Origin of the sequence: Pseudoalteromonas sp. CH_XMU1449-3 (assembly GCF_037027245.1) — a bacterium.
GTDB classification, from domain to species: Bacteria; Pseudomonadota; Gammaproteobacteria; order Enterobacterales; family Alteromonadaceae; genus Pseudoalteromonas; species Pseudoalteromonas shioyasakiensis.
This window is the reverse complement of record NZ_JAYMDY010000015.1, coordinates 34,266-47,675: the sequence shown is the minus strand read 5'-3', so window position 1 is coordinate 47,675 and position 13,410 is coordinate 34,266. Positions and strand designations below refer to the sequence as shown.

General features: G+C 42.3%; 16 protein-coding genes. 2 read left to right on the top strand and 14 right to left on the bottom strand.

Annotated features, from left to right (window positions below):
• Positions 1-26 precede the first annotated feature (26 nt).
• The 8 genes from recR to WA256_RS16735 form a co-directional block, all read right to left on the bottom strand.
• Positions 27-635 (bottom strand): recombination mediator RecR, encoded by a 609-nt coding sequence (recR, locus tag WA256_RS16770; protein WP_054551546.1) that lies wholly within the window; start codon positions 633-635, stop codon positions 27-29.
• A gap of 10 nt (positions 636-645) precedes the next feature.
• Positions 646-972: a YbaB/EbfC family nucleoid-associated protein gene (locus WA256_RS16765; protein ID WP_054551547.1), complete on the bottom strand. Its 327-nt coding sequence runs from the start codon at positions 970-972 to the stop codon at positions 646-648.
• Positions 973-1,031: 59 nt separating this feature from the next.
• Positions 1,032-3,485 (bottom strand): DNA polymerase III subunit gamma/tau, encoded by a 2,454-nt coding sequence (gene dnaX, locus WA256_RS16760; RefSeq protein ID WP_335992681.1) that lies wholly within the window; start codon positions 3,483-3,485, stop codon positions 1,032-1,034.
• A 3-nt stretch (positions 3,486-3,488) separates the two neighbouring features.
• Positions 3,489-4,034 (bottom strand): adenine phosphoribosyltransferase, encoded by a 546-nt coding sequence (gene apt, locus WA256_RS16755; protein WP_054551549.1) that lies wholly within the window; start codon positions 4,032-4,034, stop codon positions 3,489-3,491.
• Between the two features lie 161 nt (positions 4,035-4,195).
• Positions 4,196-4,318 (bottom strand): hypothetical protein, encoded by a 123-nt coding sequence (locus WA256_RS16750; RefSeq protein WP_254907726.1) that lies wholly within the window; start codon positions 4,316-4,318, stop codon positions 4,196-4,198.
• Positions 4,319-4,403: 85 nt separating this feature from the next.
• Positions 4,404-5,162: an HvfC family RiPP maturation protein gene (locus WA256_RS16745; RefSeq protein ID WP_279625931.1), complete on the bottom strand. Its 759-nt coding sequence runs from the start codon at positions 5,160-5,162 to the stop codon at positions 4,404-4,406.
• Positions 5,155-6,018, bottom strand: a complete 864-nt coding sequence (locus tag WA256_RS16740) for an HvfB family MNIO-type RiPP peptide maturase (protein WP_335992679.1) — start codon at positions 6,016-6,018, stop codon at positions 5,155-5,157. Before WA256_RS16740 ends, WA256_RS16745 begins: the two co-directional genes overlap by 8 nt.
• 54 nt (positions 6,019-6,072) lie before the next feature.
• Positions 6,073-6,597 carry an HvfA family oxazolone/thioamide-modified RiPP metallophore gene (locus tag WA256_RS16735; RefSeq protein WP_335992677.1) on the bottom strand — a complete coding sequence of 175 codons (525 nt, stop codon included), beginning with the start codon at positions 6,595-6,597 and terminating at the stop codon, positions 6,073-6,075.
• A 173-nt stretch (positions 6,598-6,770) separates the two neighbouring features.
• On the opposite strand from WA256_RS16735, the gene WA256_RS16730 reads away from it, so the two are divergent.
• Both WA256_RS16730 and WA256_RS16725 read left to right on the top strand, forming a co-directional pair.
• Positions 6,771-7,748, top strand: coding sequence for a tRNA-dihydrouridine synthase (locus tag WA256_RS16730; RefSeq protein ID WP_054561738.1), 978 nt, complete (start codon positions 6,771-6,773; stop codon positions 7,746-7,748).
• 51 nt (positions 7,749-7,799) lie between these two features.
• Positions 7,800-8,135, top strand: a complete 336-nt coding sequence (locus WA256_RS16725) for a TraR/DksA family transcriptional regulator (RefSeq protein WP_054561739.1) — start codon at positions 7,800-7,802, stop codon at positions 8,133-8,135.
• Between the two features lie 14 nt (positions 8,136-8,149).
• Here WA256_RS16725 and WA256_RS16720 read toward each other — a convergent pair whose 3' ends face one another.
• Genes WA256_RS16720 through WA256_RS16695 form a run of 6 tightly spaced genes read right to left on the bottom strand, consistent with a single transcriptional unit; the run spans position 8,150 to position 13,406 of the window.
• A complete protein-coding gene (locus WA256_RS16720) occupies positions 8,150-9,154 on the bottom strand; it encodes a hypothetical protein (RefSeq protein WP_335992674.1) in 1,005 nt (334 codons plus the stop codon).
• A 56-nt stretch (positions 9,155-9,210) separates the two neighbouring features.
• Positions 9,211-10,470, bottom strand: coding sequence for a hypothetical protein (locus tag WA256_RS16715; RefSeq protein ID WP_054561741.1), 1,260 nt, complete (start codon positions 10,468-10,470; stop codon positions 9,211-9,213).
• 11 nt (positions 10,471-10,481) lie between these two features.
• Positions 10,482-11,099, bottom strand: a complete 618-nt coding sequence (locus WA256_RS16710; RefSeq protein WP_054551556.1) for an energy transducer TonB — start codon at positions 11,097-11,099, stop codon at positions 10,482-10,484.
• Positions 11,099-11,503 (bottom strand): ExbD/TolR family protein, encoded by a 405-nt coding sequence (locus WA256_RS16705; protein ID WP_054551557.1) that lies wholly within the window; start codon positions 11,501-11,503, stop codon positions 11,099-11,101. The genes WA256_RS16710 and WA256_RS16705 overlap by 1 nt, the downstream gene beginning before the upstream one ends.
• Before the next feature lie 14 nt (positions 11,504-11,517).
• A complete protein-coding gene (locus tag WA256_RS16700; protein WP_054551558.1) occupies positions 11,518-12,042 on the bottom strand; it encodes a MotA/TolQ/ExbB proton channel family protein in 525 nt (174 codons plus the stop codon).
• Positions 12,042-13,406, bottom strand: a complete 1,365-nt coding sequence (locus WA256_RS16695) for a MotA/TolQ/ExbB proton channel family protein (RefSeq protein WP_054561743.1) — start codon at positions 13,404-13,406, stop codon at positions 12,042-12,044. Before WA256_RS16695 ends, WA256_RS16700 begins: the two co-directional genes overlap by 1 nt.
• Positions 13,407-13,410: the final 4 nt, after the last annotated feature.

The window sequence follows — 13,410 nt, the reverse complement described above, 5'->3', positions numbered from 1 at the left end:
GCAGGCTTTTGATACCATTTTCGGTATTAGTTTTGGTTTACGGCGCGTCGTCCGCTAAATGCGTGCATCAATGTCATACCATCGAGCAAGTCGAGCTCTCCACCGACAGGGACACCGTGAGCAATACGAGATGCACCAACCTGATACTTATGACAAAGCTCAGCAATGTAGTGGGCTGTGGTTTCACCTTCAACACTTGGATTGGTTGCAAGGATCACCTCATTAATGCCGCCTTGTTGCAACTTGCTTTCAAGAATATCAAGGCCAATTTCTTTTGGTCCTATGCCATCAATTGGCGACAAGTGACCCATTAAAACAAAGTAAAGACCTTGGTATTGACCAGTTTGCTCAATAGCGAGTACATCGGTTGGTGATTCAACGACACACAATAAACCACTATCCTGGCGTTTAACACTTGAACAAATATCGCATACAGCTTGCTCTGTAAAAGTACGACAAGATTGACAGTGCCCTACTTCATCCATTGCCTTGGTTAATGCATGACCAAGCTGTTTACCACCCTGACGGTCACGCTCAAGCAAATGAAAAGCAATGCGCTGTGCCGACTTAGGACCTATGCCCGGCTGGCATCGTAGCGCTTCAATTAGCTGTGTTAAACTAGGAGATAGTTGCATACAAAATCACTTAGAATGGCATTTTCATACCTGGTGGTAATTGCATACCGCCAGTTACTTTGCTCATGCGCTCTTGAGTTTCTTCAGCAACACGACGTACAGCATCGTTACACGCTGCCGCTAATAAATCTTCGATCATGTCTTTATCGTCTTCCATTAGGCTGTCATCTAATTCAACACGACGAACATTGTGGTTACCAAGCATAGTTACTTTAACTAGGCCTGCACCTGCTTCACCTACAACTTCAAGGTTTGCGATTTCTTCTTGGGCTTTTTGCATGCGCTCTTGCATTTGCTGCGCTTGCTTCATCATGTTACCCATTCCACCTTTAAACATAACTGTCTCTCTTTCTAAACTACTTTAATTGGCATGAAGATAAGGGCTATTGTAACTAATTACAATGCCTGAATACTGTTTTCATCGATTATAGCGCTAAATAACTGCTGAAATTGCACTATATTTTCATCGCTATTTATTACATCAATGGCTTGTTGATGACGTCCCGCATCAATTTTTTGTTGAATCAAATATGGTGAATCAATTACGCCATCAGCAAACTCGATACTAAGCTCAACATTATGGCCGTAAATTTCACTTAATGCAGCATTGAGCTTTTGTCTAAGCACAGCGCTATCTAAATGGCGCTGTGATGAATCAACTTCAATGTGCAGCTGATTATTCTGCTTGGTAAAGATTGAATGCAGCGCAAATTGGCGCATGCGACCACCCAGCCCCATGCGTTTAATTAAATACGCCCATTCGTCTTGTTCGTGTGCAAATTTAATACTGCTGATCGGGCTTTCAAAATCATCAGGTATCGGAATACTGGCTTCTTCAACTACTGGCTCTGGCGCTTTTTGTGGATTGATCTGCTCAAGTAACTCTGGCGCTAAGTTTTCGGTGATTGTTTGATGCTTTTCTCGAAAGTCGACTTTTTTTACTTTACTACTGCTCTCCCCCGCTTGCTGGGGGATGGGCTTTTTTACTTCAGCAGCCATTGCTTGCTGCTGAGGCTGAATATTGGACGCGGCTGTGCTTTGTTGCGCTGGCGGCTCTGCTTTGGGCTTAGCTTCAGGCTGTGGTTCTGCTTTAGCATTAGTTTGCGTTGCTGCACCACTTAAACGCCCGGCACCTGAAATATTGCGGTCTTGTAAAATACGAGCAATGGCCGACTGCGCCTGACTTTGCTGCTGTTGTAATTGTGCAGGTGCAGTTTGCTGTTGCTGAGGCGCAGATGCTTCATTGGCAGTAAAGCCCTGATCATAGGCGCTATTCATCACATCATCGTATTGCGCAGCAAGTGATGAGTCCATTTGCGCATCATTATCGTCCATATAATCTTGCGAAGAATACTCTGGTGATGAGTATTCAGCAGCTGGCACTTGCTCTGAGTGGCTTGGCTCTTGCTGTTGTGGCGCTGGTTGAACTTCAGCGGCCATTGCAGTTTCAACAGATTGCTGAGGCTGTTGACCAGCATCAGGCTGCTCTACTGCTGTTGCTTCAGCTTGCTGGGCAGGCTGATGACTATGCGCCGTTTCTGCCTTGGCTGCTTGAATAGGTTCTGCTTGAATAGTCTCAGCTCGTGTTGGCTGAGGCTCTGAAGAAACAGCAGTTGTCTGTGCAGAGCTATGTGCAACTGGTGCTTGCTCTGAAGCGGCTTGTTCACGTTGCGCCGTTGATTTTTTCAAGATATCACGCAGTGCACCGGCACCACTTGGCTTAACCTGCTGCTGGGTATTCGTTGGTGTTTGGCTTTGTGCAAATTGCGTAGGTTGGAATGCCAGCAGTCGCAACATGATCATTTCAAAACCAAGCTTAGCATCGGGTGCCCATTGCAAATCTTTTTTACCATTGAGTAGCAACTGGTAGTAAACCTGCATCTGCTGTGCATCAGTGGTTTGTGCCACCTGCTCAATAAAATCTCGGTTAGTATCATCAAGGGCCGCTGCACTAGGTACAAGTTGCACAAGCTGAATAAGATGCGTAAGGGCAATTAAATCGTCGAGCAAAGCTACAAAGTTAGGGTTTCGGCTAACGACCGCTTTTACTTCTTGAAGTAACGCATCGCCATCTTGGCACAATAACGCTGCTAACATGGTTTGGCTATATTGAGTATCCATCAAACCAAGCATAGTTTGCACAGCCTGATGATTAATATTGCCATTGGTTTGCGCAATTGCTTGGTCTGTAAGACTCAGTGCATCACGCATACTACCATCGGCTGCCTTAGCTAAAATAGACAATGATTTATCATCAAAACTTAGCTGTTCTTGATTAAGAACATGGGCAAGCTGATCATGAATTTCTGATTGCGACAAAGCATTTAAATTAAACTGTAAGCAACGCGATAAAATCGTCACTGGCAGTTTTTGTGGATCGGTTGTCGCTAATAAAAACTTCACATGCTCTGGCGGCTCTTCCAATGTTTTAAGTAATGCATTGAAACTATGCTTAGATAGCATGTGAACTTCATCGATTAGGTATACCTTGTAACGACCACGTGTCGGTGCGTATTGAACGTTATCAAGGATTTCGCGGGTATCTTCTACTTTGGTACGTGATGCCGCATCGATTTCTAACAAATCGATATAACGGCCTGCTTCAATGTCAGTACAACTTGAACATTGGCCGCATGGCTCAGCAGAGATACCCTTATCGCAGTTGAGGCTTTTAGCGAATATACGTGCAATGGTTGTTTTACCCACCCCACGGGTTCCAGTAAAGAGATAAGCATGATGGAGTCTATTTTGTGTTAATGCATTGACTAATGCCTGTTTAACATGAGACTGCCCCACTAACTCGTGAAAGGTTTGTGGTCGCCATTTCCTTGCTAGAACCTGATAACTCATTAATTATTCGCCTTCGAATTCAACCAACTTTAAGATTTTGATGCCCATATCAGCAACTCGTTGCTCACCACCCAGCTCAGGTAAAGAAACAACAAATGCAGCATCAGTTGCGTTACCGCCTAGTTTAGCAACTAATTTTGCAGTTGCTTCGATTGTGCCACCTGTCGCTAGTAAGTCATCTACCAGTAAAACTTTATCGCCAGGGACAATTGCGTCTGTATGAAGCTCAAGAATATCTTCACCATACTCTAATTGGTAGCTTTGTGAAATCACTTCGCGAGGAAGTTTGCCTGGTTTACGAACTGGAATAAATGGAATACCTAGTGCATAAGAAAGTGGTGCACCAAAGATAAAGCCACGAGATTCAGTACCGATGATTTTTGTAAAACCTTGGTCTTTATATGCTGCGATAAAGCTGTCGATAGTTGCTTTAAATGCGTCAGCATTAGCCATTAAAGTTGTTACGTCGCGGAACATAATGCCCGGCTTTGGGTAATCAGCGATCGTTGCAATGCTCTGTTTGATGAGCGTTGAAGTTGCTTGAGTCATAATTATACTGCTCAAAAAGTTTATCTAACAAAGCTCGAGAGTATAACATCACCTTAGAGGAAAGTCGGTAGCAAGTTTCGAAATTAATCACTTAACAAGAAATATCAACTATAAAAAAGGCTGCATTATGCAGCCTATTGTCTTAAATTTGCTTGCGCAGATTAAGATAAAGAAGTGATCCAACCAAGAATAGCGTTTAGACAGCCAATGCCACCGAATACAGCTAAAAACGCAATGAAATAAGTTGCATTGAACGGATCTTTAAAGTCTTTATCATTCGACATAGTTACTACCTTTATTTAAGCACGACAAAATAAGGCGCACATAATAGTCGAACTGCCCTCATCAATAAAGAGCTTTAGCCGATTTTTAAACCAATGTATTAGTCACCACAATGCCGCGCTCTGCCATGGCACTTAAGGTATTGAGCGCTCCCTGATACAGCTGCTCTTGGCTAAATTGAGGCGCATGCTCTGCAACTGCTTGGCATACATCATTTAAATCTGCACCCGGCTGAGATTCTATGATATTAAGAAGTAATGCGGTCATCGCATTTGTCGATAAAAATTGTACTTCGTCATCGCTATCACGATAAACCACAAAGTAACTCGGTTGTGCTGCCGGTTCACTTGGTTGATTATCTGCACTGATGGTATGAACAGGAAAACTGTAACTCAAGTTACGCGCAAGTGAACTTAAGAATAATGCAGAGCTTGTCACTTGATGAGCCGATAAACTGACCTCTTCTGCCACCTCTTGAGCAACCGATACATCAAGCTCAACCCATTCATAGTGCGCTAGCTCTAAAATAAACGCGGGATCATCACTTTGCACTTCATAGTCATTAGCAAGGAAGGTCAAAAACTCCCCTGCAATATCTAAAAAATAAGGTGATTTACAATCATGCAGGCTAAAAAACTGCCTAACGAGTCTGTACCAAGCTTGCTCTGAATATAAACTTTTTAGTACTGGATACGCAGAGCTAACAAAGCCATCCACATTGTTAAAAAATAAGTCTCGGTAAATCGCCATCCGGCGCTCTTCAACATCGCTAGGCTTAGCATGTTGCTGAGGGTCGCGGATATGCGCCATAAACGCTTGCTGCACTTGGGTAAAATGATTAGGCACTGTGTTTCACCCTTGCTTGGTTTTGTTTGCTGGCTGTTTGCTGCAGTCCTTCAATAGTTTTCAGTTCAGCTAATAACTCACTCATAGGAGGGATATTAAAATCTCGTTCTAACAAAGTGGGAAATACCCCATGAACTTCATAAGCTTTTTCAAGTAATTGCCAAACAGGATCGATAACTGGCGCACCATGGGTATCAACCAGTAAATCCTCTGCCTCAGTGTAGTGGCCCGCAACATGCCCATAGGCAATACGCTTTGTTGGTAACGCCGCTAAGAATTGCTCTGCGTCGTAACCATGATTAATCGAATTAACGTAAATGTTATTCACGTCGAGCAGTAGTTTACAATCCGCTTCTTCTAAAACAGCATTGGTAAATTCAAGTTCTGTCATTTGCTGGCCGGGCGCGCCATAGTAAGAGACATTTTCGATGGCAATTGGCTGCTCTAGAATATCTTGTACTTGCCTAATACGAGAGGCCACATGTTTAATTGCATCTTCAGTAAACGGAATAGGCATTAAATCGTACATATGCCCTTCTCCCGAGCAGTAGCTTAAGTGTTCGCTGAATAAACGAATATTATGCTCTTTAAAGAAAGCTTTTAGCGATTGAACAAAGTCAATATCAAGCGCTGCTGGTGAGCCAATCGATAACGATAAACCATGGCATACAAAGGCATGTTGTTCGGTAAGCTGTTTAAATTGTTTACCAAAACGTCCGCCTAGCTTGAGCCAATTTTCTGGTGCAACTTCTAAAAACTCAATGGGTTTTGGAACATCAATGAGCATTTCATCAAGCATTTCTCGGCGCAAACCTAAACCAACCTGCCCAAAATCAGCTACTGATTCTTTTAACATACTACCTCCTACTAAAAAGGGCCTTTACGGCCCTTTTAAAAGCTAAATGAGCGCTTAGTGGTTAGAACCACATTTACCTTCGCCACACTTACCTTCTTTAGCTTTCTTTTTGTCTGCGCCGCACTTACCTTCTTTAGCCGCTTTTTTGTCTGAGCCACATTTACCTTCGCCGCACTTGCCTTCTTTAGCTGCTTTTTTGTCTGCGCCACATTTACCTTCGCCGCACTTACCTTCTTTAGCTGCTTTTTTGTCTGCGCCACATTTACCTTCGCCGCACTTGCCTTCTTTAGCTGCTTTTTTGTCTGCGCCACATTTACCTTCGCCGCACTTGCCTTCTTTAGCTGCTTTTTTGTCTGCGCCGCATTTACCTTCGCCACATTTTCCTTCTTTTTCGGCTTTTTTATCGCCGCCGCATTTACCTTCACCGCATTTACCTTCTGCGGCATCTAATTGATAACCTGCTTGCATTTGCTGAAATTCAAATGGGTTTGCACTGGCATCAGTGGCTGCAAAACTTGACGCACCTACTACAACCGCACCTAGTGTTAATGCAATTGAATTTTTCTTAACTGTGTTCATTCGATGACTCTCTTTTTTATAAAGGGTTATTAAACAAGACCCGAGAACTAAAAATTACTTTCAAAATTTTTATAATTATTTTCTGAAACTACCCAGAATGCAAATTACGATTTATAAAACAATCCAGAACAGCTAGAATACGCGTCCTAATTTTTGATGAGTTAACAGGTATCATGCGACTAGTTTTAGCACCGATGGAAGGCGTTGTGGATTTTAAAATGCGACAACTCCTAACTGATTTAGGTGGATTTGATTTATGCGTAACAGAGTTTGTTCGTGTCGTTGAAGACACACTGCCCGAACGCGTGTTTCATCGCTATTGTCCTGAGCTAAAAACAGGTGGCTATACCCGTGCAGGTACGCCAGTTCGTATTCAGTTGCTAGGTCAAGTTGCCGATGCTTTAGCAGCAAATGCTGTTAAAGCAATACGCCTAGGCTCCCATGGCATTGACTTAAATTTTGGTTGCCCTGCTAAAACAGTGAACAAAAGTAAAGGTGGTGCGGTACTGTTAAAAGACCCTGAACACATGTACGAAATTATTAAAACCGTACGTGATGCTGTTGACCCTTGCCATGAAGTTAGTGCCAAAATTAGGCTTGGTTTTGATGATGATAGTAATAGCCAAGAAATTGTTGATGCTGTTGTTAGCGCGGGTGCTTCAAGTCTTGCTATTCACGCCAGAACTAAAAGAGATGGTTACAACCCACCGGCATATTGGGAAAAAATCCCTCCGTTAATCAAAGATAAAAATATTTCGGTCGTTGCTAACGGCGAAATTTGGCAAGTTGAAGATGCTATGCTTTGTCAAAAGCGCAGTCATTGCCAAGACCTAATGCTTGGTCGTGGTGCATTAGCGATGCCTGATTTAGCAAAACAAATAAAATCTCATGCAGAAAACGAGCATTACACTCCGATGTTATGGGAGCATGTGATATACCACATTATTCATTCATCTATGCATCAAGACGAGAGCAAATGTGAAAAGTATTTTGCTTCTCGTACTAAGCAATGGCTCGGCTATTTAAAACGCCAATACCCACAAGCTAACGCACTTTTTGATGAGATCCGCCGCCTAAAAGCCAAAGATGAAGTTGCAGATGTACTAAGAAAGTACGCGAAAGCGCCGAGTATTGATACAAATCATAATTAGCCAATCGATTTTGTTTGATAATACCAGTATTGCCCACTTGGAAGAAAAGCGATGAACAATACTGAAATTCAAACAAAGTTATCTGCGGAACTTGCGCAGGTTAGACAACGTTTACTCGATATGCTGGCTAATTCTGATCAAGCCTATCATCAGCAACTGCTATCGCAACTCAAGGATAATCCCCCTTCAGACTGGTTAGAGCTGACAGCAAATAATCTCGGTTCTGAGTATCAAATATTGATTGCTCGAATAGAAAAGTTAGAAGCAGCACTATGCCAAATCGATATTGGGCAGTATGGCTATTGCTGTGATTGTGAAGAAAAAATTGATGACGAACGTTTACTTGCAGATCCTGCAAGCCAACGCTGTCGACGTTGCGCTCCATAGAGCGCAACGCTGTACTAATTTATAAAAATAAAGCTCATCGCAGGATAAAGCACGATATCCTCAATTAACCAATCAGCTTGCTGCTGATCTACACCTAAACGCTTCATCAAGTTAACACGTGCTTGTTGTTCACTCCACGTGTGATAATGAACACCTAAGTCAGTTTCCATCATAACTTGCCAGAAGTATTGCTCGCCTTGTGTGAGTTTACGCTTACTTTTGAGCGGGTCGAGATAATCAAGCTGCCAATCAAGGCCTGTGTGCTGATGATTTTCTACAAAATAATTCATTACTAATGGTTTAGCGTGAGAGTCTGATACAGGTAATACAAAATCAGCACTCTGCGATTGCTTTAACGAAGCCTGGATTTCACTTAACCAATTTAAAGGTGGCTTAGTTTCACCACTGAAGTAATTAAGTTTACTTTGATACCAATCTTTACCGTTTGCCAAACCAACTAAACCAAGTTTTGTACGCGGTTTATACTGAGTTAAATATTGATTAAGTTTGTTTAGTGCTGCTTGTACACTGTCATCGCTATTATCAAGGTGCGATTTGACCATATTATGTAAAAGCGTTAATTCGATTTTATTTAATTTCAGATTGCTTTGCTCAGCTGCAATTAACTGTGTTTCAACTAACTCTATCCAGTCAGCTAATGCATTTACTGAGTAGTCATCTAATGAACGAGCTTGGCTAATAACATCACGTTGTAAAGGCCATACAAAGTAACGCTCAGGATAACGCTCAGCAATAATTAAATAATTTAATTGCGCCTGTTGTGACACATCTAACTTAGTCGCTTTTAGTCCTTGATAAGCTTGATGACGCGCTTGCAAATAACTTTCTGAGAAAGGCCAGCTAGCAGCTTCACTTTGCTGTTCTTGAGTCGATAATAAATTATTAATAGTTTGCAGCGCTTGCTGCCCTTCACTAAATGTTTTGAAACCTGATGTTTGCTCAGAGCAAGCTATCAGCATCACACTTGCGACAACTAATAATACGATCTGTCTTAGCATTTTAAAATTCCATAAAAAAAGCCCCAGAGGGGCTTTTTAATTTAAAACAACATCAATTAGATTTTTACGCCGTTACGAGCGGCTTTATCTTTGATGAAGGTTGACCAGCTCTTCGCGAAACGACGCGTGCGCGGATCATCCATTGCTTTAGTGATAGCGTTGTAAGCTTGCTTGTACTTCTCTTGGTAGTAGTAAGCTTCAGCTAAATCAGAGTAGATAGTTCCTTTTTTGTCAGAACCTAACTCTAATGCCTTGTTCAAACGAACAACGGCTGCACTATAGTTTTGCGATTGTAAAAGTAATGAACCCGCTTTGCGATAAAGCTCTGCATCGTCATCAAATTTAGCCGCTTCTTCATAGTATTTAGCTGCTTTTTCAATATCTTTAGAACGGTGGTAGTTAGATGCCACTGCACTAATATTTTGCTTGTTACGCTTAACTTTTTCTTCGTTGATTGCCTTTTCAAGCACCACTGCTGCTTTGTAAGGAATATCATTTAACGAATAGAAGTTAGAAAGTACTTTGTATTCAACTTCGTTTTCAAAATAGCCATTTTTGTAGGCAACTTCCATGGTCGCTAGACCTTTCTTGAAGTCTTCGGTTTGTAGGTAATATTTACCTAAACCAACCCAGGCTTTTTTATCTTCAGGCCAAACACGAACAATCTCTTCAGCTACTTCTACCATGTTTTTGTACTGTTTAAGTTCAAAATAGGCAGCTAGCTTTAATTGGTAAGAAGCTTTAGCAGGTTCTTTTGCCAATTCGATTGCTTTGTCTGCAGCAGGAAGTACGTCTTTATAAAGTTTTAACTCGTAGTTTGCTTGCGCAATACGTGTATAAACTTTGTCGTCTTCCTCACCTGTGAAGTCCATCCAAGCTGCATAAGCTTCTTTTGCTTTTGCATATTGCTCAGTACCCGCGTACATATCACCTAGAAGTTTTAGGCCTTGCTCTTGGTCAGCAAAGTTTAAAACGTCAGGCTTAACTGCCGCTGAGATGTGCTTAATAGCCAATTGGTACTGCTCTTTTTGAGCGTACATTTGACCTAAGTAACGATCAACTGTTGCCTTATCGAAATCATCTGAAGGATCAATTTCTTTAAGTAGTGCAATCGCTTCATCAAGCTTATCTTCATTGTACAAGTCAAACGCTTTAATAACTTTCTTACCAACGCGCTCGCCCATAACTTTAGTTTTTGCTTTTTTACGCGCTTCAATCTTCGCGTAATCTGGCGCCGCTAAAGCAGGTGCAGTGAAAGCTACACCTGATAGAGACATAAGAAGCGCAAGTGCAGTTACTTTAGATAAATTTCTCATTACTCGCCTCCTTAGTTGCCTTGGTTAAGTTTAAAGTCTAATTGTACTTGAAGACCAAATTGCTTCTGTGGTTTACCATCGATGATTTTCGGACGGTACTTCCACTTACGTAGCGCACGTTTAGCTTCGCGGTCGAAGATACGTTTAGGATCTGCGTCGATCACTTCAACATCTTCTACACCACCAACTTCATTGATAGTGAATGAAAGTTGTACCCAACCTTCTTTACCATCACGCGCTGCTTGCGTAGGGTATTTTGGTTCAATACGAACGATAGGTGTCGCGTCACCATCACGTCCAAATGCACCTGGACCACTTAGGCCACCAGCTGTGCTACCCACATCGATGCTTGGCATATTAAATGACAAACCACCAGTGTTCGGGTTGCTGTTTTCCGGCTGAGGCGGCTGCGGCTTAGGCGGCTGCTTTGGCGGTGGCGGAGGCGGAGGCGGAACACGCTTCCTCTCCTGCACCTTAGATTCAGGCGGATTCGTCATAATTTCGACTACGATCTGTTCTTTTTGTTCAGTCGCACGGTCAGCTCCACCGGAGATGAGGTACGCCATGAAGTAGAACAAGCCGAAAGTAACTGCCCCACCTGCAATCAGTGAAAACAGAAAACGAATCATTACTGATCTCCAGCTATTGAAATTTTAAGGTTATCACCCGTCGCTTTGATCTGGTCCATAACTTTAACTACTACGCCGTGTTTTGCTTCTTTATCAGCTTGCAAAATTACAACTTCAGTAGGTTGTTCTGCTAATAAACTTTCAAGCTTAGCTGATACACGCTCAACGTCTACTTGTTGTTTATCAATCCAGATCGCACCGTCAGCGCGGATAGCAACAAAAATGTTTGCATTTTTTTGCTTCGTAGCTGCAGCTGCTTTAGGTTTATTGACTTCGATACCAGCCTCTTTAACGAACGATGTAGTTACGATAAAGAAAATAAGCATGATAAATACGATGTCAAGCATTGGCGTCATGTCAACCGCTGCTTCTTCTTCTTCACGAAAACGTTGTTTACGTGCCATATTTAATTCTCTCTCTAGTGATGAGGCATGCTATCTACAAGTTTAGCTTTCGCCATTCTCGCTCTCGCTTCTAGACGTGAGCTAAAGAATACTCCAGATAGTGCCGCAACCATTCCAGCCATTGTTGGGATTGTTGCCATTGAAATACCTGATGCCATTAAACGTGCGTTACCAGTACCTTGAGTAGCCATGGTTTCGAAAACCGCGATCATACCCGTTACAGTACCTAATAAGCCGATTAAAGGACAAACAGCTACTAATGTCTTAATCAACAACATACGCTGATCTAATTTTTCAGACGCTTCAGAAATCCATGCTTCACGGATTCTGTGTGCGTACCAAGACGTAGTGTCTTGGCGGGCATCCCACTGAGCTACAATGTTCTTCGTCATACGAGGAAACTCAGCTAGTAGGAACCAATAGCGCTCAATCATTAAAACCCACATAAGAAAGAGTGCTATCGCGACCACGTATAATACCTGGCCGCCTGTGCCAACAAAATCCCTGATAGATTCCCAGATCTCCATCAGGACTAGCATTAGGCTTTCTCCTTCTCCGCGTGAGCAGCGATGATACCAGCGCTTTGCTCATCAAGGACATGTAGAACCGACTTACTACGACCCGCAACAATTGAGTGAAGTAGGATAAGTGGTAGAGCTGCAATTAGACCTAACGCTGTAGTAACAAGTGCTAGAGAGATATTACCAGCCATGATCTTCGGATCACCTGTACCGAACAATGTGATTGTTTGGAACGTAAGGATCATACCGATTACCGTACCTAGTAGACCTAGTAATGGAGCGATTGCTGCCAAGATCTTGATGATGTTGATACCAGCTTCGATGCGAGGCGTTTCACGTAGGATTGCTTCGTCAAGTTTAAGCTCAAGGTTTTCAACGTCTTGATTCTTGTTGTCAGCGTAAACCTTAAGAATACGACCCAGTGGGTTGTTTGTATTCGGAGTAGAAAGGTTTTTAAGCTGGCTCTTAATCTTAGTGCTAGTAAGCGCAAGATCAATGAAACGAACGATGAAGATAAGTAGACCAACAATTAATAGTAATGTGATGATGTAACCTACTTCAGCACCTTGCTCGTAGTATTCCATTAGTGATTTCTTCTGCGTGTTGATACGTAAGATCGCGCCACGAGTCGGGTCGATGTATACGCCAGCATAGTTATCTGCAGAAGTACCTTCTAAATCGCTGATACCAGCTAGGATGTAGCTATCAGGTTGCTTACCTAGAGGTTGAATCGCTTTAGTTTCTGGAGAGTAGATTAAATAACCGTCGTCAGTTACTAAGTTGAAGTTACCGATACGAGTTACTTTTTTCACAGAAGATGAACCGTCAAGACCTGCAACTTCAGTTTCGAAAGTTGAAACTTTAGCTGACTCAGTCATTTCAGTTTGAAGAGAAATCCAAAGCTCTTCTAGTTCACGAACAGTTGGAAGTTCTTTCGCAGCAGCTAGTGAGCGAAGTACTTCAGCACGTCCTGGTTTTTCAGCAGAAACAAGTGATGCTTCGATTGAACCGATTGCATCAGCAGCTGCACGACGTACAACACCGAACATTTCACCTAATGTACCTTGAGCGTTTAAAAGAGCTTGCTCTTTTTCAGCTAAAGTATTTTCGTTTTGAGCATATTCTTTAGCTAAACGGTCACCACGTGCTTTTTCAGCAGCTAGGTCGCTTTTAGCTTTGTTAAGTAACGCTTGCTTGTCAGCACGAGCTGAAAGGAACTCTTGTTCACGTTGCTTATTTAATTTGCCTTCAGAGATACGTTCTTGCTTAACTTGCTCAAGAATTTTGTCTAAAGCATCAGTGTTTGCGTGTGCATTAAGCGCGGTACCTGCAGAAACAGATAGTACTGCTGCAACAGCAAAACCTTTAAATAGTTTCTTCATTATT